At 66.4% G+C, this 23,061-nt stretch carries 18 protein-coding genes; 9 read left to right on the top strand and 9 right to left on the bottom strand.

Annotated elements, in window-relative coordinates; all coding sequences use genetic code 11:
- Positions 1 to 80: 80 nt before the first annotated feature.
- The 5 genes from K3U93_RS19490 to K3U93_RS19470 all read right to left on the bottom strand — a co-directional run bounded on the left by K3U93_RS19490 (position 81) and on the right by K3U93_RS19470 (position 7,352).
- On the bottom strand, positions 81 to 1,139 hold the full coding sequence (locus K3U93_RS19490) for a glycosyltransferase family 4 protein (protein ID WP_083011549.1): 1,059 nt from the start codon (positions 1,137 to 1,139) through the stop codon (positions 81 to 83).
- Positions 1,136 to 2,998, bottom strand: a complete 1,863-nt coding sequence (locus K3U93_RS19485) for a glycosyltransferase (RefSeq protein ID WP_420915425.1) — start codon at positions 2,996 to 2,998, stop codon at positions 1,136 to 1,138. Before K3U93_RS19485 ends, K3U93_RS19490 begins: the two co-directional genes overlap by 4 nt.
- Positions 2,999 to 3,165: 167 nt before the next feature.
- On the bottom strand, positions 3,166 to 4,641 hold the full coding sequence (locus K3U93_RS19480) for an oligosaccharide flippase family protein (RefSeq protein ID WP_083011547.1): 1,476 nt from the start codon (positions 4,639 to 4,641) through the stop codon (positions 3,166 to 3,168).
- 13 nt (positions 4,642 to 4,654) lie between these two features.
- A complete protein-coding gene (locus K3U93_RS19475; RefSeq protein WP_083011546.1) occupies positions 4,655 to 6,160 on the bottom strand; it encodes a sugar transferase in 1,506 nt (501 codons plus the stop codon).
- Between the two features lie 10 nt (positions 6,161 to 6,170).
- Complete coding sequence (locus K3U93_RS19470; RefSeq protein WP_083011545.1) at positions 6,171 to 7,352, bottom strand: PPE family protein; 1,182 nt, start codon at positions 7,350 to 7,352, stop codon at positions 6,171 to 6,173.
- Between the two features lie 598 nt (positions 7,353 to 7,950).
- Here K3U93_RS19470 and K3U93_RS19465 point away from each other — a divergent pair.
- The 3 genes from K3U93_RS19465 (at position 7,951) to K3U93_RS19455 (ending at position 11,641) form a co-directional block, all read left to right on the top strand.
- The gene (locus K3U93_RS19465) at positions 7,951 to 8,628 is read left to right on the top strand and encodes a TetR/AcrR family transcriptional regulator (protein WP_071512565.1); all 678 of its coding nucleotides are present in this window, start codon (positions 7,951 to 7,953) and stop codon (positions 8,626 to 8,628) included.
- A gap of 140 nt (positions 8,629 to 8,768) precedes the next feature.
- Positions 8,769 to 9,476, top strand: a complete 708-nt coding sequence (locus tag K3U93_RS19460; RefSeq protein ID WP_083011544.1) for a TetR/AcrR family transcriptional regulator — start codon at positions 8,769 to 8,771, stop codon at positions 9,474 to 9,476.
- Between the two features lie 173 nt (positions 9,477 to 9,649).
- Positions 9,650 to 11,641: a hypothetical protein gene (locus tag K3U93_RS19455; protein ID WP_083011543.1), complete on the top strand. Its 1,992-nt coding sequence runs from the start codon at positions 9,650 to 9,652 to the stop codon at positions 11,639 to 11,641.
- A 105-nt stretch (positions 11,642 to 11,746) separates the two neighbouring features.
- Here K3U93_RS19455 and K3U93_RS19450 read toward each other — a convergent pair whose 3' ends face one another.
- Positions 11,747 to 12,106 (bottom strand): PAS domain S-box protein, encoded by a 360-nt coding sequence (locus K3U93_RS19450; RefSeq protein WP_139797128.1) that lies wholly within the window; start codon positions 12,104 to 12,106, stop codon positions 11,747 to 11,749.
- A 174-nt stretch (positions 12,107 to 12,280) separates the two neighbouring features.
- Positions 12,281 to 13,831, bottom strand: coding sequence for a methionine--tRNA ligase (gene metG, locus K3U93_RS19445; RefSeq protein WP_071512454.1), 1,551 nt, complete (start codon positions 13,829 to 13,831; stop codon positions 12,281 to 12,283).
- Between the two features lie 19 nt (positions 13,832 to 13,850).
- Here metG and K3U93_RS19440 point away from each other — a divergent pair, with 19 nt between their 5' ends.
- From K3U93_RS19440 to K3U93_RS19420, 5 genes are all read left to right on the top strand, one after another.
- The gene (locus K3U93_RS19440; RefSeq protein WP_083011541.1) at positions 13,851 to 14,705 is read left to right on the top strand and encodes a TatD family hydrolase; all 855 of its coding nucleotides are present in this window, start codon (positions 13,851 to 13,853) and stop codon (positions 14,703 to 14,705) included.
- 165 nt (positions 14,706 to 14,870) lie between these two features.
- Positions 14,871 to 15,998 carry a resuscitation-promoting factor gene (locus K3U93_RS19435; protein ID WP_217808441.1) on the top strand — a complete coding sequence of 376 codons (1,128 nt, stop codon included), beginning with the start codon at positions 14,871 to 14,873 and terminating at the stop codon, positions 15,996 to 15,998.
- Complete coding sequence (rsmA, locus tag K3U93_RS19430) at positions 15,971 to 16,918, top strand: 16S rRNA (adenine(1518)-N(6)/adenine(1519)-N(6))-dimethyltransferase RsmA (protein ID WP_420915424.1); 948 nt, start codon at positions 15,971 to 15,973, stop codon at positions 16,916 to 16,918. The genes K3U93_RS19435 and rsmA overlap by 28 nt, the downstream gene beginning before the upstream one ends.
- 52 nt (positions 16,919 to 16,970) lie before the next feature.
- A complete protein-coding gene (locus tag K3U93_RS19425; RefSeq protein ID WP_217808444.1) occupies positions 16,971 to 17,942 on the top strand; it encodes a 4-(cytidine 5'-diphospho)-2-C-methyl-D-erythritol kinase in 972 nt (323 codons plus the stop codon).
- A 267-nt stretch (positions 17,943 to 18,209) separates the two neighbouring features.
- Positions 18,210 to 19,844 (top strand): fatty acyl-AMP ligase, encoded by a 1,635-nt coding sequence (locus K3U93_RS19420; protein WP_071512450.1) that lies wholly within the window; start codon positions 18,210 to 18,212, stop codon positions 19,842 to 19,844.
- 102 nt (positions 19,845 to 19,946) lie between these two features.
- On the opposite strand, the gene pth is transcribed toward K3U93_RS19420, so the two are convergent.
- Positions 19,947 to 20,522 (bottom strand): aminoacyl-tRNA hydrolase, encoded by a 576-nt coding sequence (pth, locus tag K3U93_RS19415; protein ID WP_071512449.1) that lies wholly within the window; start codon positions 20,520 to 20,522, stop codon positions 19,947 to 19,949.
- A 12-nt stretch (positions 20,523 to 20,534) separates the two neighbouring features.
- Positions 20,535 to 21,194: a 50S ribosomal protein L25/general stress protein Ctc gene (locus K3U93_RS19410; RefSeq protein WP_071512448.1), complete on the bottom strand. Its 660-nt coding sequence runs from the start codon at positions 21,192 to 21,194 to the stop codon at positions 20,535 to 20,537.
- A gap of 295 nt (positions 21,195 to 21,489) precedes the next feature.
- Here K3U93_RS19410 and K3U93_RS19405 point away from each other — a divergent pair, with 295 nt between their 5' ends.
- On the top strand, positions 21,490 to 23,043 hold the full coding sequence (locus tag K3U93_RS19405) for a glycosyltransferase (RefSeq protein ID WP_139797118.1): 1,554 nt from the start codon (positions 21,490 to 21,492) through the stop codon (positions 23,041 to 23,043).
- Positions 23,044 to 23,061: the final 18 nt, after the last annotated feature.

The raw sequence follows: 23,061 nt of genomic DNA, 5'->3' as shown, positions 1-23,061 counted from the left end.
CTTTCGCACGTCTCGAAAGGCCTATGGCTACACCGATTTTCGTCGACGACCGCATTCAAACGCACAGCCCGACCGTCCGCTCAGCGCCGACGCGCCAGCACCCCCGCGATAACGTCCAGGAAACGCTCCGCGACGAGGTCGACGGCGCATCGGTTCGCGTAATGCCGCGCCGCGTCGGCCCCCTGCTGCGCCGCGGCGACCGGGTCGGCCAGGGCGTCGAAGGCGGCTGTGAGCCCGGCGACGTCGTCGACGCCGACCGGCGGGCGGCCCGGCGGCTGGTATTCGGGTAGCGCACCGGCGGTGGACACGATCGGCATGACGCCCAGCTGCATCGAGAGGACCTGCACGCCGCTTTGTGAGGCGCGCCGATAGTGGGCGATCGAACCCTTCGCGGCCGCCAGCGTGGGGACGACGTCGGAATAGCGGAAGCTGCCGGAGCGCCACACGGTGTGTTCGGGCAGGGTGCCGGCGTCCAGTCCCCCGGCGCCGATGAGCACCAGGTTGTCACCGCGCCAGCCGCCGCCGGCGACATGTCGCCGCCAAGCCTCGAGCACCACGTCGACGTTCTTGTAGGGGTTGAGCCGACCGAACATCACGAAGTCGCGGCGCCCTTCGGGGCCCATGAACGGCGGAACCCGGTCCAGGTCAAGGTCGCTGGCGAGCGGTACCACGTGCACCGGCGTGCCCGCGACGTCGCGGTTGGCGGCGACCGCGGTCGCGACAAAGTCGCTGTAGGTGATGGTGGCGGCCGAGCGGGCTCCCCAGCGGTCGAATACCGCACGTTCGTACCCCGGCCGCTGCTCGTCGGGGTCGTGTGGCCGGTCGTCGTGCACCACCTGAATGCGCGGACCCCGCCCGGCCAGCACGATCCAGCGTGGATCGCGCACGATCTCGGCGATCACGACGTCGGGCCGGTAGCGGCGAATGTGCTGCCAGGCCTTGAGGGTCGGGAGCCAGCTCCGCGCCGTTTTAAACCGCGGATCGAGCACCAGCTCATAGTCACGGGCCGCGTCCGACTCCGGGTGTTGATCGGAGGTGACCAGCAACACGTCGGCCCCGTGCCGCAATAGCGCCTCGGTCTGCACCCGCACCGCCGGCCGTGTCCACGGTGAAAGCCACAGTACCCGAGGAGAATTCACAGCACGGATCCGATCGCGTCGAGGTAGGCGTCGGTCATTGCCTCCACCGAGTAAAGCTTGCGAAGGCGTTGGTAGCCGCGTTGACCGACAGACGGCAGCGCATCGGGGTCAGCCAGGATCGGGGCCAAGTGGTCGCGCCATCCGGCTACGGAGACGGGCTCGACGAGGAACCCCGCTCTGCCGAAATCGAGCATCTCAGGGACAGCGCAGATCGCCGATGCCGCAACGGGTATCGCCCGAGCCATCGCCTCGAGAATGACCAGCGGGAAGGCCTCGGAACGGCTCGGAACACACAGCAGATCCGCATCCGCCAGCGCGGGCCCGGGGCCGGCTGACCAGCCGCGCCACTGCACCCGATCGCGCAACGCAAGTGGCGTTCGTGCTTGCAGCTTTTCCCGGTCGGGGCCATCACCGAAAATCGACAGCCGCCACGGCAGATCGACCAAGTCGTTGAGTGCCTCGATCAGCAGATGCGGGTTCTTGTGCTCGACGATGCGCGAGAGTATCACCAAGTGCAGCGGTTCACCGGCGGTCCGGATCGAAGGGGTCGGGTCATCGGCTACTGCTATGCCGTTGGGTGCAACGAATCGTCGTACCCGGAGCCGATGCTGCGCGCTCAGCATCGCCCAATGTCGTTGCGCCAGCACAATAAAACCGTCCGCGCGGCTCATCGCGGCGGTCAGCGGCCGAGAGTAGATCGGCCGGTCCTCCTCCGGCGGAACATGCGGCGCGACTAGCCAGCGCCGGCCGGCTGCGGCGGCGCGCCACAACGTTCCAAATCCCGTCTCGGTGTTCGTGTCGCCGGTGATGAGCACCGCCGGGCCCCGGGGAATGTCGAGGATCGGCGTCCACCAGGGCTGGCGCACCACGCGCACGGTCTGCGGAATTTCGGTGATGATTGGACCGAGCCGTTGCATGCATACGATGGTGACCGAGTAGCCGCGGCGATCCAATTCCGTTGCCAACAACGCCTTTTGCCGCTCGACACCCCCGTAGACCAGGCGGTTGGTGGTGATCACAATCGCCGGCAAGTCGTCGCGGCGTCGCGCTCCGGCGCTCTTCCGTGCACTGCGGTTCGACCGCTTCAGGCGTTCCAACAGCGTCGTGCCGACGAGATACGCGTTCGCGTGGTGAACAGTGTGCTGATGTTCGAGAAGCAGAGAGGTGTTGGCGCGCACCAAGTCCCGATCACGGCAGCGCTCGGCCGTCGAGACGGATTCGTTCGGCACCGGATTGCCGAGGTTGACGCCGATTTCGTCGGCCAGCAGAATGCGCCAGCCAGCTGCCTGGGCACGGGCCTGCCAGTCGGCTTCCCCGCCGTAGCGGAAGAACTCCTCGTCGAAGCCGCCAATGGAGTTCCAGGCCACGCGGTTGATTGCCAGGCATGCGACGCCGAAATAGCCGTCGATGCTTTGTGACTCGCGAGGTTGGCGAGCATAGAGGCGTGAGGTCGGCGTGCCGCGTCGTGAGTTGGAATAGCCGGCGGCCGCGGCCAGCGCCCGGATCAATGTCAGTTGGCGGGTCGCGATGTCCCACGGGGCGTGATCGGGTTTGGCGGCGTCACCCGCCATCGGCGAAACCGCCGCGACACCTGGCTGGCCGAGTAGCTGCCTGGTGCGCTTCAACGGTCCGCGCAGCTGGGCATTGGCACTCAACAACAGCAGGTCCGCATCGCTCGGCGTATGTTCGGCCAGCACGTTGAAGGCGGCGGCGTAGCCGACGTTCGCCGGCCCCAACACCCAGTTGACCGCTGGATGCCGGGCGGCGAGTTCCCCGCGGCTCGGACCTGGCTCGTCGCCGTCCTGGTAGACAAAAACGGGCAGCTCAGGCGAATGCTCAGCTACGCTGCCGAGGCACATTTCGAGCAGGTCGTGGCTCTGGTGGCTGACGATCAGCACCGCAAGCGATCTGGTGGACGGCACGGCGGCTGTGTCGCCGGCCGGAAGCTTCAGATATGCGCGGTCCATTCGACGCTTCGTGGTCGCCCGATCCCGACGGGTCGGATATCCGCGGTCCGCTTGACGGGTCACGGCATCTGTTCGCTTCGGCGCAACGAGGCCCGCAAAGAGCCCAAGGCCGACCAGCGGAGCGGGCCGATCGCCGCACTGGTGGCCAGGTAGGCGACTGCCGCGCACACCAGAATGACAACCACGCGATGATCCGAGAGCAGCAGTGTCACAACGACACTCACCGCCGTCGGGACCAGCAGCCGCAGCATGAACATCACTGGCGTGCGATAACCGCACCTGCGACGCAGCCACAGGCTGGAAATTGCCATGTGGAACAACTCCGTGCACACCAGCGCGACGCCGGGTCCGACGGCACCGAACCGCCCGTCCAGGGCCAGATTTAGTGCGATGTTGAGCGCGAGGGTCGCGACCGTCAACCAGAACAGGACGTGCTGAAGATGGGCGGCGACCAAACCTTGGCCGAGGGTGCCACTGACGAATCGCAGAGCTGCCGCGACGAACAACAACGCCAGCGTCGGTGTGCCGCGGGCGACGAACGCCTGGTCGCCGAAGAGCGCGATCAACAGTCCGGCCAGCAGCGCGCCGACAACGGCGACCGGGACCGCCACGAAGGACATCAGCTCGACGCTGCGGCGCAGGAAGCCGGCGAACGCGGCGACGTCACGCGCAAATAGCGCGGTGGCCGTCGACAGCGTCGACTTGTGGAAGATCAGCGACACCACGATGGTGTTGAACGCGATCGTCAGGGCCAACCCGTACACGCCCACCTCGGCGTGGGCGCTCAGCAGGGAGAGGATCACCCCGTCGGCGCGGGTGTACAGGAGCCCGACCACCATGAATCCGATGAGCGGCAGGGTTTCGCGCACCAGATCGGCGGCCTCCCGCGGCGCGAAGATCGGGCGCACCGAGACGTGCCGCGTTGCCGCGGTGCCCTGGATCAGCAGGTGCACGGCGGGCGGGATGAGTTGCGCGACGGCGAACCAGACGACGTCCGCGTGCGCCGAGACCAGGCAGGCGACCATGATCAATGTGCCCGTCCGAGCCGTGACATCGGAGATTGCCACCGCGGAGAACCGGACGGTGGTAAGAAACACCGGCTCGAAGCGCGTCGTCATGGTCTGGATGAGCAGCCCCCCGGACAGCACCACGAGCATCACCCGCACGTCGAGGTCGTGATAGATGAGCAACCCCGACCCGGCCGCCAGCGCCGCCAGCGGAACGCAGTAGACCAGGGCGAGGCCGCTGTTGACGCGCACCAGGCGCTCAAGGTCACCGCGGCCGGAGCTCACGCGGCGCACGATCACGGTGGCGATGCCGAGATCGGCCAGGCTGGTCCACATCCCGACGAACGCGATCGCGATGGTGAGCTGGCCGTAGCGCCCGGGACCCAGATAGCGAGCGGTCATCGCCACCGAAACCACCGAAGCCAGCATCCCCAGCGCCCGGCAGATCAACTGGATCGAGAACGCGCGGGCTATCCGCGCGACCGGCACCGATGGGACGACTCCAACCTGTGCCGTCGGCTCAGTCATGGCTCGCGGCCACCTAGTAGGCTCCGTGGCTGGTTAAGACGGCCTTCAAGGTCTTGGCGATGATCACGAGATCGCCCGCCATCGACCAGTTATCGACATAGGACAGATCCAGCCGGACCGACTCTTCCCACGAAAGGTCCGAACGGCCGCTCACTTGCCATAACCCGCTGATGCCCGGCTTCACCAACAACCGCCGCTTGACGTCACCGTTGTAGTTCTCGACCTCTCGCCGCAATGGGGGCCGCGGCCCGACGACGCTCATCTCTCCCTTGATCACGTTGATGAATTGTGGCAACTCATCAATGCTGAATCTGCGGAGTATTCTGCCGACGGGCGTGACCCGAGGGTCTTCCCGTATCTTGAAGAGCATCCCGCCCGCGCTTTCATTCAGCGACAACAGACGGTGGATTTGTGTGTCGGCATTGTCCGTCATCGTTCGAAACTTGACCATCGTGAACGGGTTTCCATCGATGCCGATACGTTCCGATAGGTAGAAGACGGGCCCCTTGCTGGTCAGCTTGATAGCGATGGCGGCCGCGACGAGAAGTGGCGATATCCCGATGAGGGCTGCCAGCGAGAAGCAGAAATCGAAGGCCTGCTTCTGAAAGCGCTGAGTCCCTTCGTATTGCGGTTTTTCGACATGCAGCAGAGGCAATCCGGCGATCAGCCGCAGGCTCAGTCGCGCTTCCGTCACGTCCATCACGCCCGGCGCGACCACCAGGTCGACGTCCGTCGTCTCCAACTGCCACATCAGTTCTCGGATCGCCCGGACGCCGAAATGCTCCGTCTGCGTCACCGCCACGGTGCCGGCGCCGCAGCTGTCAATCGCGGCCGCCGTGTGGGTTTCATCACCAAGAATCGGGACTTCGCGGCCTTCGACCGTCAGGGTTTCGCCGCGGGGTGGCCCATATCCCGGAATGCAGACGCCGACAACGACGCAGCCGTCCGCCGGATCGCGGGTAAGTTCGTGCGCGAGGTGTGAAACCGCCTGTCGGTCACCGATCGCCAATACCGTTGTCTGGCATTCGCCTTGTGCTCGCTTTCGGCAGATATGTTTGCGCCACAGGTGGCGGCTCGTCAGCAATCCGACGGTGCCGACGGGAAGCGCGATCGCCAGATAGCCGCGGGCCAGGTCAACCTTGGCGAGCAACGTGACCATCGCGATGATTCCGAACGTCCAGAATGACGCGCTGGCGATCCGCCGGTATTCGTCGATCCCCGCTCCGACGACCCGCGCCGATCTCGTTTGAAATATCGCGAGGGAAGACAGCCACAGCGCCGCGAAGAGAAACGAGAACAGCGTCATCACCGGGTCCGAATAACCGGACGTGTTCTGGACCTCACCGAATCGGACGTACTGCGCGAGAATTACCGACGCGAAGACGATCATCGAATCACTGATCCGCAGGCCGTGTGAATACTCGTATTCCCACCGCTGTACCGTCCTGCCGCCGGGCAAGGGCACCGGATGCGCGGTTACTGGTGAACCACTGGCTCGACCGCGATGCAACAAGGTCATGCTGGCCGTCCTACGCGTATCCGCCCGACGGCGGGCGCGTCATGATGGTGGGGACAACCCCGTATCGCGGTCCAAGAGTTCTGCCCGACCCGGCCAAAGCGGCCCGCGGCAGCGCGCTCAACAGGCTCGGCGACCCGTTTGCGCCACCGAAAGCGGCGTTCGGTAACGCCGCGGCGCTCACCTGCGCCGCCGGGATCACGCTGGTCCAGCCCGCCGGCACCGACATCGGACCCAGCGCCGACGCGCTGCCAAGGCTGCCCAACACGCCCCTTCCGAGCGATCCGAGCGCACCCGCCGCCGAGCTGGCCGCGCTCGCCGCCCCCGACGCCGCCCCTTGCGCGGCCGAGGCTGCGCTATTGATCAAGCCCTGCGTCGTCTGGGCCATGGACAGCACGGCGGATAATCCATACAGCGGGGTCGGTCCCAGCATCAGATAGTTGGGAAGTGCGTAGGGCAGCGAGTTTTCAATGCTTGTAAGCAGGCCGGGTTCGTAGCTCGCAAGGGTCGTCCCGAGGCTTGAGAGGCCCGAGGTGACCGAAGCGGGCGACGCGAGCGCCTGCAGCGCGGCGGGCACCGAGGACACGAGGCCCGCCAGCGACGATTGTTGTGTTCCCGAGGTGGTCACCGCCTGCGCGACCGCGGTGGTCTGGGCGGCTATCCCGGCCGGGTTGTCGACCTGCGGGGGTGAGGCGAACGGCGTCACGCCGCAAGCGGCCGCCGAATTTGCGGCGTACTGATACATCGCCACGGCGTCCTGCGCCCACATCTCACCGTATTCGGCCTCGTTAGCCGCGATCGCCGCCGAATTCTGGCCGAAAAAGTTGGTGGCGATCAGCGACGCAAGCTGAACTCGGTTGGCGGTGACCGCGGGCGGTGGGACGGTCACCGCGAAGGCAGCCTCGTAGATCTCCACGGCAAGCCTGGCTTGGCCGGCCGCCTCGGCGGCGCGCGCGGCGGCCCCGGCCGTCCACGCCATGTATGGACCGAATGCGGACGCCATGGCCAGCGACGAGGAACCCATCCAGCGTCCGGTGGTCAATCCGGCGATCACTGACCGGTAAGAGCTTGCGGCGGAATGCAATTCGGCGGCCAAATTGTCCCAGGCCGTAGCGGCGGCCGACATCGAGCCGGGGCCGGGACCGGCATACATCCTCGCGGAGTTGATCTCCGGGGGGAAGGCGCCAAAATCCATCGCTGGGAACCCCTGCGCGTCAGCTGGCCGCGGCGGCGGCGCCCGAACCTGCGCCGGTCGCAGCACCCACCGTCAGCGTCGGTGCGGCGTCGGGCGCAGGCATGACCAGTCTGGTTGGGGAGGCGACCCCGGTCGCCCTCCCAATGGTGATCGCACAGCCGGTGGCCTGTGGTGTTCCAACCGGCGCCGTACGATACTCCAGTATGAGCATGGGCGGTATTCTACATACTTTTAATACGGAAAATCCGATATCTTGGTGATGTCAGGTATTTCACATTTCGGAGCTCGCCAACTCCGCTGGGTGGTCGAAGATTGTTAACCGCACCCACGCGCCGACGTCGCGCGATCGGCTCGGGGAAGGCATAGCGAACGTAAAGCGATCCCCCGATGTACAAGTGTCGACCTCGACACGACCACCCGCACAGGGCATGCCCGCGTCCACGCAGTAGTCTCCGTGAATGCACTATCGCGCTAGGCTGCCCGTGCCTTGCGCCCCTGGGCTCCTGCTGCCAGTTGTGAGCAGGGTGAAATCAGATGTAGCGATGCCGCGCCGCGATCGCGATTACTCAATGCGAGGCAAAAGGGCCCTCCAGGTCCGATGAAGAACCCTCCGACCGGCGGACGAGCGGATACCACTCGGAGACAGATTCTGCGTGCCGCGGCCCATCAGTTTGCTCAACGCGCCTACCACGACGTCGGCCTTGACGACATCCTCACCGAGGCCGAACTCACCAAGGGCGCAATGTATTTCCACTTCCGTTCGAAGCATGCGCTGGCGATGGCGATCATCGACGAACATATCGTCACCAGTAACGCCGCGTTCCAAGACCTGCTGGCGCGAGAGCTTTCGGGCCTGGAAACCCTCGTCGACTCCTCCTTCTTGGTAGCCGTTCTGGACATCAACCAGGATCTGACGAGGGCGGCCATGCACCTGGTCGAGGCGGTCGGGCGGGTGGAAGAGTTACACGCGAAGCTGTTGGGCGGCTGGATCGAAGCCCTCGCCAGCGCTGTCCGGGATGCGATCGCCGAGGGTGATCTCGCCGAACGGTGCGATCCGCAGGACGTCGCACGCCTCGTCGTGTCCGTCTATATGGGTCTGCGGCAAACCAGCGATCTGGGCGATCCGGAGCGCTTTCTTCACGATCTGGAGAAGAGCTGGAGCCTGCTGCTGGCTGGAATCCTGCAACCGGACCGAACCGATTACTTCACGCAATTCATCAGTCGGCGCACAGCACTTGCGATCAGCGCCACGTCCACCCACGTGACTTCCGATTGACGCCGACCTGGAAAAATGGAGGCGAACAATCGGGACCTCGGTAGCGGCAGTTGTTAGGCTTGACGCCCCTGCCCAGGAAGTATGAGAAGCCGAGGCGCGGAATCTAATCCGATCGACCGAACTCCGGAGGTGCAGGAGCGATGGCTCGCCAGGTTCGATCCGAGGTAACCCGGCGGAAGATTATCGATGCCGCGGTCGACGTCTTTGACGAGGTCGGGTATACGGGCGCCGGGTGGGGCACGATCGTCGAGCGCACGGGGATGACCAAGGGCGCCCTGTACCACCACTTCGAAGCGAAGGAACCATTGGCGGCCGCCATCATCGAAGAAGGCTCCGACAACCTCCTCGCCGCCCTGCGCAATGCGTGTGGATCGGCTTCGCCCGCACTCGAGAACATGGTCCACGGCACGTTTGCGGTCGTGCACGTGCTCGGCTCGGACAAGTTGGCCCGGACGGCCGAGCAACTGGCCGCTGCCCTGAGCGGGTTCAACGAAGCGGCCTCGCGCTTCTACGCGATATTGGTGGCGGAAATGGCCGCCGAGGCCCGGCGCGCAATCGCTGAGGGAGACCTCCGAGATGACCTGGATCCGGAAGTGCTCAGTGAGTCGATCGTCGGCGCCATGTTCGGAACGCGGTTGCTATCCAACGCATCCGGTCATCGCACAGACGGGGGCATCGCCGGCGACTTTACTGGGCGCTTGAGTCAGATATGGGAATTTCTGCTTCCCGGCATCGCATCGGAAGGGTCGCTGTCGTATTTCCGGCAATTCCTTTGTCGCGAAGCGATCCGCCACGCCCGGGACGCTGTCGCGCGCACCGAGGCCGTTGGCGTATCAGAAACCGGTTAAGTCTGCGCGTGGGGGTTCATCAGCCTTTCGTGGCGACGTGCTGGACGGGTCGATCGGCCTTTCCAACCTTTAGTATGTAATTATCGATATATAGACCTTATTGGTCTGTATATAGGCTCGTTCACGGTCTCTAACACGGTGATTCGGGTATCCACCCTGATGCGTCTGCGGCAATGCATACTATTGCGGTGATGTTTGGTAAACGCGCAGGCCGGATCGTTGCACTAGCCGGCGTGGTGGGAATTTTGGCCATGAGCGCCCCGGCCGCATGGGGCGCGCCCGCCGACTCGGGCACGGCGGCGGACACGCTGACCGTGGGGTTGACCGACGTCGGGTCGACCCCCACCTTGGATTTTTGGGGCGTAGACAGCACCCACCGTCTTACCGTGCCGGTCCCACCCGGGCTGGTACCGGACGCTCTGAACGCGGTTGTCCAACTGCCGCTCAACATGCGGTCGGGGATCATCACCGTCACGCAGGACGAACGCCCCATCGCGAGGCTGAACCTGCCCGCCACCGACCAAGCGCCGATCGTCATCCCGCTGGCCGGGGCGGAAGTGAACGGCAACTCGGTGACCGTGACGATGCGCACAACTCTCATGCCATTAGAGGGAAACTGCCTCTACCCATGGAGCCCGCTGCGTCTGGTCGATGGAACGATCAGCTACACCGGGGTCGAGCAGCCGCCGACCACCGTGGCCCATTTCCTGCCGCCGGTGCTGCGGAAGCTGACCATATTCGTGCCGCAATCGCCGTCGGTAGCGGAGTCCGACACCGCGGTTCAGCTGGCCACCTCCGCCGCCGCGCATTACGGCAGGCAGAATCCCGAGATTGCCGTCGTCCCGTTGCCGGAAGGACAGCTGGCGCCGCCGACGCCGCCGCGGCAGCTGGAACGCCAGATCGTCATCAAAGAGGGACCCGATGATGGCCTTGCCGTTCAAAGCACCGCAGGTGAGCCGTGGCTGCTGATCTCGGGACCGCTGGGGAAAACCAACGAATCGGACATAGCCTTGCTATTCGGCGGTATAGCCCCGCTGGCCTTTACTTCCAAGGTCACTGTGGGATCGCTCACGCCCGAGGTTCGATTCCCCGGCAACAGCACGACGCTGCGCGAACTGGGGCTGCCGTTCGCCAGCGCCAGCGCGCTGCAACCGCGGGTGTCGATCGGGCTGGACCAGACCCGGTTTGGCAGATCCGTCCACTCGGTGCGGGTGCATCTGCAGGGATCGTATTCTCCGACGCCGGCCAACATCGGCGGCCAGATCGAAGCGATAATCGGCACCGAGACCATCGACCACTGGCCCACCGACGCCCATGGCGTCATCGACCGCTGGGTTGACGTCCCGGATCGGCTCCTGCAGCGGTACACCAGCCTTGACGTAGTGCTCGATGTCGCGGGCAACATCGGGCATTGCGGCGATTTCTACACCGCCGGCGCTGGAAATCAACTGCTCAAGTTGACCATTGACGGCGACACCATCGTGCAGACCAGCCCGGCCGCGCCGCCCGTGCCGGATGGCCTGCGGTCGGTGCCGCAAGCGCTGATGCCCCAGGTCCAGGTGGGCATCGAACCCCGTTCGCTGGACGACACGGTGCGCGCCGTCGAGATCATGGTGATCCTGCAGCGACTCAGCGCGATACCGATCGCCACCGTTGTGACGAGCGCGCAAAAAGCGATCGATTCGCCAAATCCCGCGATAGTGATCGCCGCCGGCGGGTGGAACCACCGCGATATCGTGCTTCCCGTGTCCGCGGGGCCCAGCGGGCCAATCACCGTCAACGCCTCCGGGTCGTCCGACGGCAAGCCCACCACACTCACGCTGGATCCGACACTGCGGTTCGCATCCGTGCAAACGGTCTTCAACCGCGGCCGCACGCTGCTGATCGCCACGTCCAACGGCGCCCCACCGCAGCTCGACGAGCTGCTCAGATGGCTCACCGGCGACGACAAGCGCTGGCCGAAGCTGCAAGGCGTCGCGGTGGTGTCCGTGCCCGGGCAAGACCCGGTGACCATCGACCACACCAACACGTGGAGCTCGGCTGCAACATCCCAGAGCCACTCGGACCTGGGATGGCTATGGTGGCTTGCCGGCGGGTGGCTTGCCGTGGCCGTCGTCGGTGCAGGGGTGATCGTGCTGCGCAGCCGGCGCGGATCACGCCGCTGACATGACTGTGGTGTCGAATCTGCGTTCAGCGCTAGCTTTTTCGTCGTCGCTGCCACCGCAGTCTCGGCGGCTCAGTGAAAAGGCCCCGCGGCGAAAGCCTGAGCGCTAGCGCTCTTCTTTCCACAACTGCTCGGTCAGATCCTGGAAGACTGCGAGGGCAAATTGATCGTCGGCCCGCATCACCGCCGACCTGCTCATCAGCGCCCGCACGACCGAGCCGTCCTTGTGTGCCAGTTCGACGACCATATTGGCGAGAGCGTGGACGACCGACAGTAGGGACTCCGAGGCCGGGGCCTGATGGAAAATCTGATGGAATCTGAGCGTCAAGACCTCGTCGGGCTCGTAGCCCAGCATCTCGGCGAACGCGGTGTTCGTGAACAAGATGCTGCCGTCATCCCCGATTGCCAGCACGGGAACCGGGATCCGCTCCAGCGCAACCAGTGCGGGCAGCTGCTTCAAGGTCATCGTCGGCGACTGGCTGTATTGCTGGTTGCGTCGTCGGTCCACAGGCCGATTATGGCCCATAGCAGGGGCTATGCCGGACGCTTTTCCCCAATGTGGCCGACGCCGCAGCGGAATCGGAGGTCCCTGACGACCCGGGCCGGATAGCTGGCGACGTCGATATCGTGTTCCTGTCGCTCAATCGGTGGGCGGCGGCTGGTAGCGGGGGAACACCCCCGTCGGTGGCGGCAGCACCGTGCCGGGGACCAGCCGCGCGCCGACGGCCGTGAACGCCCGTTGGTCCTCGGCCTGGCCGAGCAAGTCCAGCAGCTTGGCGGCCGACTCGGGCATGACGGGCGCGACCAACAGCGCCGCGATGCGGACCGCCTCGCAGGTGGTGTAGAGCACGGTACGGAACCGGGCCTGGTCCGCCTCGGACTCGCTCTTGCGCAGCACCCACGGCTGCTCGGCCGAAAAGTATTTGTTCGCCTCCCCGAGCATCAGCCAGATCGCCTCGAGGGCCAAATGCATTGCCTGCGAGTCAAAACTGGCACGCACCCGCTCCAGCAAGCCGTCGGCCGTCGTCAATAGCTCAGTGTCGGCGGCGGTGAACTCACCGGGTTCGGGGACCACCGCGTCGAAGTTCTTCGCCACCATCGACAACGACCGCTGGGCCAGGTTGCCGAGCTCGTTGGCCAGATCGGTGTTGATCCGGGTGATGATGGCCTCTTCGCTGTAGTTGCCGTCCTGGCCGAACGGGACCTCGCGCAGCAGGAAGTAGCGGAGCTGGTCCACGCCGAACGCGTCGACCAGGGCGATCGGATCGATGGTGTTGCCCACCGACTTGCTCATCTTCTCGCCGCGGTTGTGCAAGAAGCCGTGGGCGAAAACCCTTCGCGGCAGCTCGATTCCGGCCGACATCAAAAACGCCGGCCAGTAGACGGCGTGAAACCTAATGATGTCCTTGCCGATCATGTGCAGGTCGGCGGGCCAGTAGCGGCGGAACAACTCCGAGCCGGTGTCGGGGAAGCCGGCCCCGGTCAGGTAATTGGTCAGCGCGTCCACCCAGACGTACATGACGTGGTCCGGATCGTCGGGCACCGGGACTCCCCAGTCGAACGAGGTGCGGGAGATGGACAGATCCCGCAGCCCGCCCGAGACGAAGCTGATCACCTCGTTGCGGCGCACCTCGGGCGCGATGAAGTCGGGATTGGCGTTGTAGTGGGCCAGCAGCTTGTCGGTATACGCCGACAGCCGGAAGAAATAGGTCTGCTCCTCGGTCCAGGTCACCTCGGCGCCGGTTTCGACGGCGATCCGGGTCTCGCCCGCCACCGCGGTCTCCGATTCGACGAAGAACCGCTCGTCACGCACCGAGTACCACCCCGAGTAGGAGTCGAGGTAGATGTCGCCGGCCGCCGACATCCGCCGCCAGATTTCCTTCGACGACTCGTGGTGATCGGCATCGGTGGTGCGGATGAAGCGATCGAAGGAGATGTTCAACCTCTCCTGCAGCCGCTGGAACACGTCGGAGTTGCGGCGAGCCAGTTCGGCGGTGGGCAGCCCTTCGGCCGCCGCGGCCTGGGCCACCTTGAGGCCGTGCTCGTCGGTTCCGGTCAGGAAACGCACGTCGAAGCCGTCGAGCCGCTTGAACCGGGCGATCGCATCGGTCGCGATGTATTCGTACGCGTGACCCACGTGTGGCGCGGCGTTGGGATACGCGATCGCGGTGGTGATGTAGTAAGGCTTCATCGAGAGTCCACCCTATTGTGTGCGCGTGAGCTCCAACCGACCTGGTAAACGAGAAGCGCCGCCCGCCCCGGAGCCGCTGGCGCCCCTCGTCGACGCCCATACCCACCTCGACGCGTGCGGCGCCCGCGATAGCGAGGGAGTGCGGGCCATCGTCGAACGCGCCGCGGCGGTCGGAGTGGGCGCGGTGGTCACCGTCGCCGACGACCTGGAATCGGCGCGCTGGGTGACGCGGGCCGCCGAGTGGGATCGGCGGGTCTATGCCGCGGTGGCGTTGCACCCGACGCGCGCGGACGCGCTGGACGACGCCGCCCGTGCCGAGATCGAGCGGCTGACGGCCCATCCCCGGGTGGTGGCCGTCGGCGAGACGGGCATGGATCTGTATTGGCCTGGGCGCCTGGACGGCTGCGCGCGGCCGGACGTACAGCGTGATGCCTTCGCGTGGCATATCGACCTGGCCAAGCGGTGCGGCAAACCGCTGATGATCCACAACCGGGAGGCCGACGCCGCGGTGCTCGACGTGCTGGCGGCCGAGGGCGCCCCCGACGTCGTGATCTTCCACTGCTTTTCGTCGGACAGCGCGATGGCCCGCCGCTGCGTGGACGCCGGGTGGCTGCTCAGCCTTTCCGGGACGGTGAGCTTCCGCAACGCGCGCGCCCTGCGGGAAGCCGTCCCGTTGATACCGCAGGAGCAGCTTCTGGTCGAAACGGATGCGCCCTTTTTGACGCCGCATCCCTATCGCGGCTCAGCGAACGAGCCGTACTGCCTGCCCTATACCGTACGGGCCTTAGCTGAGCTGCTAGATCATCGTCCCGAAGACTTGGCGCTAGTCACCACTAGCAATGCGCGCCGGGTCTACGGGCTGGCGCCTGACTAGCGTCCTTATGCAATGACTTCCGTAACACGGCCGCTCCGGAGGTTGCTCAACATTGGCCGGTTCGTTACCGTCTTGTGATCGAACGGGTGGGCCACTAGGCCCATTTGTCATTTTCTGCTGGGTAGTAGTTCGTGAAGTGATTGCTAAGGTCGGGGTAGACGCGCGTTGACTGTATTGACAAAACTTCATCAAACTCCATCACCGATGTTGCGGCTCGTAGTCGGAGGGCTGCTTTTAGTACTGGGATTCGCCGGCGGGTTTGCGGTTTCGACATGCAAGACGGTGACGCTGACCGTCGACGGAATCGCGATGCGGGTGACGACCATGAAGTCGCGGGTGATCGACATCGTCCAGGAAAACGGCTTCGCCGTCGATGAGCGCGACGACCTGTACCCCGCCGCCGGCGTGCAGGTCCACGACGCCGCCAACATCGTGCTGCGGCGCAGCAGGCCGTTGCAGATCTCGCTGGACGGCCACGACGCCAAGCAGGTTTGGACGACGGCGTCCACCGTGGACGAAGCGCTGGCCCAACTCGCGATGACCGACACCGCCCCGGCCGCGGCCTCCCGCGGCAGTCGCGTCCCGCTGGCGGGGATGGCGCTGCCGGTCGTCAGCGCCAAGACGGTCCACATCAACGACGGCGGCGCGGCGCGCACGGTGCACCTGCCGGCGCCCAACGTCGCGGGCCTGCTGAGCGCCGCCGGCGCGCCGCTGCTCGAGAGCGACCAGGTGGTGCCCAGCGCGACGTCCCCGGTCGTCGACGGAATGGACATCCAGGTGACCCGCAACCGGATTCAGCAGGTCACCGAGCGGATCCCGCTGACGCCGAACGCGCGTCGGATCGAGGACCCGGGGATGAACATGAGTCGCCAGGTCGTCGAAGACCCGGGTAGCCCGGGCACGCAGGATGTGACGTTCGCGGTGGCCACGGTCAACGGCGTCGAGACCGGCCGGATACCCGTCGCCAACACCGTGATCACGCCGGCCCGCGAAGCCGTGGTCCGCGTGGGCACCAAGCCCGGCACCGATGTGCCTTCGGTGATCAACGGATCGATCTGGGACGCCATCGCGGGCTGCGAGGCCGGTGGAAACTGGGCGATCAACACCGGCAACGGGTATTACGGCGGTGTGCAGTTCGACCAGGGCACCTGGGAGCGCAACGGCGGGCTGCGGTTTGCCCCGCGCGCTGACCTCGCTACTCGGGAAGAGCAGATCGCCGTCGCCGAGGTGACCCGGGAGCGCCAGGGCTGGGGTGCGTGGCCGGTGTGCAGTGGAAGAGCTGGTGCGAGCTGACCATCCGGCTCCTCGGACGCACCGAGATCAGGCATCTGGCCAAAGAGCTCGAACTTCGGCCACGAAAGGCTCTGGGGCAGAATTTCGTCCACGACGCCAACACGGTGCGACGGGTGGTTTCGGCCTCCGGGGTCAACCGGTCGGACCACGTCCTAGAGGTCGGACCGGGCCTCGGGTCGCTCACGCTGGCGTTGCTCAACCGGGCCGACACCGTCACCGCCGTCGAAATCGACCCGGTGCTCGCCGGGCGGCTGCCGCGGACCGTCGCCAAGTATTCGCATAGCGGAATCTACCGGCTGGCCGTGCACAACCGCGACGTGTTGACCCTGCGCCGCGACGAGCTGACCAGCGAGCCGACCGCGATGGTCGCCAACCTGCCGTACAACGTCGCGGTTCCCGCGCTGCTGCACCTGCTCGCCGAATTTCCGTCGATTCAGACCATGACGGTGATGGTGCAGGCCGAGGTCGCCGAACGGCTAGCCGCCGAGCCGGGCGGCAAGGACTACGGGGTGCCTAGCGTCAAGGTCCGTTTCTTCGGACGGGTCCGTCGTTGCGGCCTGGTCTCGCCGACCGTCTTCTGGCCGATTCCGCGCGTCTACTCCGGGCTGGTTCGCATCGACCGGTACCCAACCTCGCCGTGGCCCACCGACGACACCTTCCGGCGGCAAGTATTCGAACTCGTGGACATCGCCTTCGCCCAGCGGCGCAAGACATCTCGCAACGCGTTCGCCGAGTGGGCGGGCTCGGGCAACGAGTCGGCGAATCGACTGCTGGCCGCCAGCATCGATCCGGCCCGTCGCGGTGAGACGCTGTCCATCGACGACTTCGTGCGGCTGTTGCAACGGTCCAGCGAACGAGACGACGCCACCCGCCCGGACGCACCGCTGGGGCAGGTTTCGGGGCACGCTTCCGCGAGCTGACGAAAGTGTCTGCGTGTGGTTCGCCTGTCGCGGCGATAGTCTGCTGCGGTGGCTGACAATGTCTGACGGCAACACCGCCGCGCAGTGGGTGCCCACCGGGTCGGTCACCGTGCGGGCGCCCGGCAAAGTCAACCTGTACCTGGCGGTCGGCGATCGACGCAAAGATGGCTACCACGAACTGACGACGGTGTTTCAGGCCGTCTCGCTGCTCGACGAGGTGACGGTTCGCAACGCCGACGTGCTGTCGCTCGAGCTCGTCGGCGAGGGCGCCGGCAAGCTGCCCACCGACGAGCGCAACCTCGCCTGGCGGGCGGCCGAGCTGATGGCCGAACACGTGGGCCGGGCACCCGACGTCTCGATCGTGATCGACAAATCCATTCCGGTGGCCGGCGGCATGGCGGGTGGCAGCGCGGACGCGGCGGCGGTGCTGGTCGCGATGAACTCGCTGTGGGAGCTCAACGTGCCGCGCCGCGATCTGCGCATGCTCGCCGCGCGGCTGGGCAGCGACGTGCCGTTCGCCCTGCACGGCGGCACGGCGTTGGGAACCGGTCGCGGCGAGGAGCTGGCGACCGTGTTGTCCCGCAACGGCTTTCACTGGGTGCTGGCGTTCGCCGACAGTGAGCTGCTGACCCCGGCGGTGTTCACCGAGCTGGACCGGCTCAGGAAAGGCCCCCGGAAGGGCGTGGCTCCGCCGCGGCTGGCCGAGCCCGGGCCGGTGCTGGCGGCTCTGGCCGCCGGCGATCCGAAGCGGCTGGCGCCGCTGCTGGGCAACGAAATGCAAGCGGCCGCGCTGAGCCTGAACCCGGCCCTGCGACGGGCGCTGCGCGCCGGGGTGGAGGCCGGCGCCCTGGCGGGCATCGTGTCTGGCTCGGGTCCGACGTGTGCCTTCCTGTGCACCTCGGCGGCCTCGGCGGTCGACGTCGGTACGCAGCTGTCGGGGGCGGGCGTCTGCCGCACCGTTCGCGTCGCCAGCGGGCCGGTACCGGGCGCCCGGGTGGTGCCGGCGCCGATAAGCGAAGTCTGAACGGGGTGTGAAATCTAACTCAAATCGTGCAATAGTTTGGCAGTTACTTAAGAGGAGTTTAAGATAACTCGCGGTGATGAGCAGCGGTAAGCAGGACCACTCGATTTCATCGTCCGCCGGGCATGCCGGCGGACTCGTTGACTCGTCGCCAATTCGAGACCTAACCGCTGCCCAACTGTGCTCGCGTGCCTGCTACAAAGTGGCACCCAGCGGGCGGAACATGAGATCCCGGGCCTTGGGTAAAGTGCCGGAACCGAGGAGGTTTTTGTGAGCAGGTTTACCGAGAAGATGTACCGCAACGCCCGCACCGCGACGACGGGCATGGTCACCGGTGAACCGCACCACCCCGTCCGCCACACCTGGGGCGAGGTCCACGAGCGCGCCCGTCGTATCGCGGGCGGCCTGGCCGCGGCGGGCATCGGGCGGGGCGACGCGATCGGTGTGCTCGCCGGCCTCCCGGTGGAGATCGCCCCCACGGCGCAGGCCCTGTGGATGCGCGGAGCCAGCCTGACCATGCTGCACCAGCCCACACCGCGCACCGACCTGGCCGTGTGGGCCGAGGACACCATGACCGTCATCGGCATGATCGAGGCCAAGGCCGTCATCGTCTCCGAGCCCTTCCTCGTGGCCATCCCGGTGCTCGAGGAGAAGGGCATCAAGGTCCTCACCGTCGCCGACCTGCTGGCATCGGATCCGATCGACCCCGTCGAGGTCGGCGAGGATGACCTGGCGCTGATGCAGCTGACATCCGGGTCCACCGGATCCCCCAAAGCGGTTCAGATCACGCACCGCAACATTTACTCCAACGCCGAAGCGATGTTCATCGGCGCCGAGTACGACGTCGACAAGGACGTCATGGTCAGCTGGTTGCCCTGCTTCCACGACATGGGCATGGTCGGCTTCCTCACCATCCCGATGTACTTCGGCGCGGAGCTGGTCAAGGTCACGCCGATGGACTTCCTGCGCGACACGCTGCTGTGGGCCAAGCTCATCGACAAGTACAAGGGCACCATGACGGCGGCGCCCAACTTCGCCTACGCACTGCTCGCCAAGCGTTTGCGTCGCAACGCCAAGCCCGGCGATTTCGACCTGTCGACCCTGCGCTTCGCGCTTTCCGGCGCCGAGCCGGTCGAACCCGCCGACGTCGAGGACCTGCTCGACGCGGGCAAGCCGTTCGGCCTCAAGCCCTCGGCGATCCTGCCGGCCTACGGCATGGCCGAGACGACGCTGGCCGTGTCGTTCTCGGAGTGCAACGCCGGCCTGGTCGTCGACGAGGTCGACGCCGATCTGCTGGCGGCCCTGCGCCGGGCCGTGCCCGCCGCCAAGGGCAACACCCGCAGGCTGGCCACTCTCGGCCCCCTGCTGAGGGACCTCGAGGCCCGTGTCGTCGACGAGGACGGCAACGTGGTGCCCGCGCGCGGCGTCGGCGTCATCGAGCTGCGCGGCGAGTCGCTGACGCCCGGCTACCTCACCATGGGCGGCTTCATCCCGGCCCAGGACGAGCACGGCTGGTATGACACCGGTGACCTCGGCTACCTCACCGAGGAGGGCCACGTCGTGGTGTGCGGCCGCGTCAAGGACGTCATCATCATGGCCGGCCGCAACATCTACCCGACCGACATCGAGCGGGCCGCCTGCCGCGTCGAGGGCGTTCGGCCGGGTTGCGCGGTGGCCGTGCGCCTCGACGCCGGGCATTCGCGGGAGAGTTTCGCCGTGGCCGTCGAGTCCAACGCCTGGCAGGACCCGGTCGAGGTGCGCCGCATCGAGCATCAGGTCGCCCACGAGGTGGTGGCCGAGGTCGATATGCGCCCGCGCAACGTTGTGGTGCTCGGTCCCGGGACCATTCCGAAGACGCCGTCGGGCAAGCTGCGGCGGTCCACCTCGGTCGCCCTGGTCAGCTAGCTTCCTGGCTGCGAGCGTGCACAGCCCCTTGCCGCGAGCGTGCGCAGATTGCCAGGGTTTGCGGCGTGTCGGTGTGCAAACACGCACGCTCGGCGACGCTGGCTACCAGGCGTGGACGCGGTTTTGCGCGGGCTCTAACCCCAGTTCGATGAGCAATTCGGTGGCGTCCGCGGCCTGCTCGCAGATGGTGGGGACTTCGGGGCGCTCGACCGCGGTGAAGTTTTCCAGCACGAACGCCGCGGGGTCTTTGCGTCCGGGCGGGCGGCCGATCCCGATCCGCACCCGCTGAAAATCCTTGGTACCCAGGGCCGCCGCCACCGACCGCAGCCCGTTGTGGCCGCCTTCGCCGCCGCCGATCTTGAGCCGGATGCGCCCGAAGTCGAGGTCGAGGTCGTCGTGGATGACGATGATGTCGGCCGGCGCGACCGAGTAGAACTTCGCCAGCGGGCCCACCTGGCGGCCGGACTCGTTCATGAAGCAGCGTGGCTTGGCCAACAACACCGGGCGCCCGGCCAACCGGCCGCTGGCAACTTCGGCACCAGAACGCTTGTGCGCCTTGAATTTCGAACCTAGCCGCGCGGCGAGCAGGTCGGCGACCATGAAGCCGAGGTTGTGGCGGGTGCGGGCGTAGTTGTCTCCGGGGTTGCCCAGGCCGATCACCAAAAACGGTTCGGCCACGTCGCGGGCCGCCTACTCGGACTCTTCGGCCGTGGCCTCGGCTCCGGGCTCTTCCTCGGCTGCGGGGGCCTCTTCCTTCGGGGCGACCTCGCCCGCGCCCTCTTCGGCGAGTTCCTCGGCCGTCGGCGCGTTCACCACGTTGACCACCAGCAACTCCGGGTCGGAAACCAGGTTGACGCCCGGCGGCAGGGTGATCTGTCCGGCGCTGAACTGGGTGCCGGGTTCGGCGTCCTCGACGGACACCGTCAACTGCTCGGGAATCGACAGCGCCTCGGCCTCGATCTCGATGGCGTTGGTCTCCTGGGTGACCAGGGTGCCGGGCGCGGCGTCGCCCTCGACCACCACGGTGACTTCCACGACGACCTTTTCGCCGCGACGCACGACCAGCAGGTCGGCATGCTGGATGGTGCGGCGGATCGGGTGGATGTCGAGCGCTTTGGTCAGTGCGAGCTGCTCCTTACCGGCGATGTCGAGGGTCAGCACCGCGTTGGTGCCCGAGTGGCGGAGGACGGCCGCGAAGTCGTGTCCGGGCAGTTCCAGGTGCTGCGGGTCGGCGCCGTGACCATAGAGGACGGCGGGAATCTTGCCGGCGCGCCGGGCCCGCCGGGACGCGCCCTTGCCGGTCTCGGTTCGCACCGTGACCTTGAGCTGGTTGACTGCGGACTTGGCCATCGTGTCGCTCCTGTGTGCTCGCTACCTCGTTCGGGGGCACGGCCAGGGTCGCGACAAAAGAGTCGGTCTCCGTCGATAACGGTGCCGGCCAAACGGTCGGCCACCCTCGCCGTGACGCCCGGTCAGGTTAGCGCATCTGCGCCTCGGAGCGGAAATTGGAGCGGCCGTCAGCGCTTCCGGCCAATCTTGCCCTTCTCCACAGGGACCTTCCTCCAAATGCAGGAGTGCGTCTCCACCGAAGAAGCCACCGATCGGCGGATGTTGCCCTTCGGGGCACGCCGTTACCGTCGTGGCCGTGGATAAAAAAGCACGGGTCATCGGTGGCGGCGAGGCGTCGCCGCGGCACGCCGAATCTGTTGTGGCCCTGGAGGATTTGTGTGAGTATCCGGCGGCCATACAGGACCGCGTCCTGCTGCAGCGCGAGTCCGAGGTCGCCGATTACATCGCGAATGGTTTCGCGAAGCGCAACCCGGCGCTGGCCGCACGGTACGGGGTGACGGCATGGCAGAAGAGCGCCGCCGTCGTGGCCGCCGTTGTGCTAATTGCGATGGGGGTGCTGGTGCCGTCGGTGCTCGTGATCGTCCTGGCGGGCGTCACGTCGCTGATCGCCGTGATTTCCGTGGTTTTGGTGCTGGCGGGGCTGTGGCATCACAGCCCGTGGGCGCGGCGGCGCAGAGCGGCGTTGCCACTGCCCGCTGAGCGGCTTCCCACCTACACGGTGCTTATCCCCGCATACCACGAAGAGCGCGTCATCGGGGATTTGATTCGTTGCCTGGCGAGGATTGACTATCCCACCGATCGCCTGGAGGTGCTGATCCTGGTGGAACGGCGTGACGTGGCAACGCAGCGGGCTATCCGCGCGGCGAAACCCCCGTCGCACATGCGTGTGGTGCATCTGCCGCCGGGCGCGCCGCAGACCAAGCCGCGTGCCTGCAATGCCGGGCTGCTGTTGGCGCGTGGTGAGCTGCTGGTGATTTTCGACGCCGAGGACCGCCCCGAGCCCGATCAGCTCAGGCGAGCCGCCGCGATGTTCGCCGCGCGGGGCGACGACCTGGCCTGCGTGCAGGCCACGTTGCTGCAAAGTAATGCCCAGACCAACGTGTTTACCCGCTGCAACGCACTGGAGTACGTTCTGCGCTACCGGCTGACGGTGCCAGGACTGGCCAGGATTGGTGCGGCTTTCCCGCTCGGCGGGACCAGCAACCACTTCCGCACCCAGGTGTTGCGCGAGCTTGGCGGCTGGGACGCGTGGAACGTATCCGAGGACGCCGACTTGGGCATGCGCTGTCATGCACTCGGTTACCGCACCGACGTCGTTGACACGATCACGCACGGCGAGGCGCCGGATCGCTTCCGCGACTGGCTCGGACAGCACACGCGCTGGCACAAGGGATACCTGCTCACCGCGTTGGTTCACACCCGCCGCCCGGTGAACAATGCCCGCCGATTTGGGCCGCTGAGTCTGGCGGCGCTGCTGGTGATCGTGTTCGGCACGCCGCTGCAGTACCTGATCCAGCCGGTCGTGCTTGCCGTAGCCATCTCAGGGGCCTTGGGGCACAACGGTTTTCTCGACGCACTTGTCGTGGATGCGGGAGTCGTCTCGTCGCTGCAAATCGGCACCTTCATCGCCTCCTTGACGGTCGCCTTCGCGGCCTGCCCGCGCCCTCGCGGCCGCTACGTGACGGCGGTCATGGCTTATCCGTTTTTGCACTGGCTGGCCGCCTGCCGGGCGTTGCACCAGCTGATCACGGCCCCGTTCCTCTGGGAGAAGACCGTTCACCACGGTCAGGTGGGGGAGCCACGTCCAGGGATGGGCAACGGAACCGTGAACCGTGCTCACGCGGCGTAGAACCCGTCGAGCCGCCCA

It is taken from the genome of Mycobacterium malmoense (assembly GCF_019645855.1).
In the GTDB taxonomy this organism is placed as follows: Bacteria; Actinomycetota; Actinomycetes; order Mycobacteriales; family Mycobacteriaceae; genus Mycobacterium; species Mycobacterium malmoense.
The sequence above is the reverse complement of the archived record's forward strand: the minus strand, read 5'-3'. Positions and strand labels throughout refer to the sequence as shown.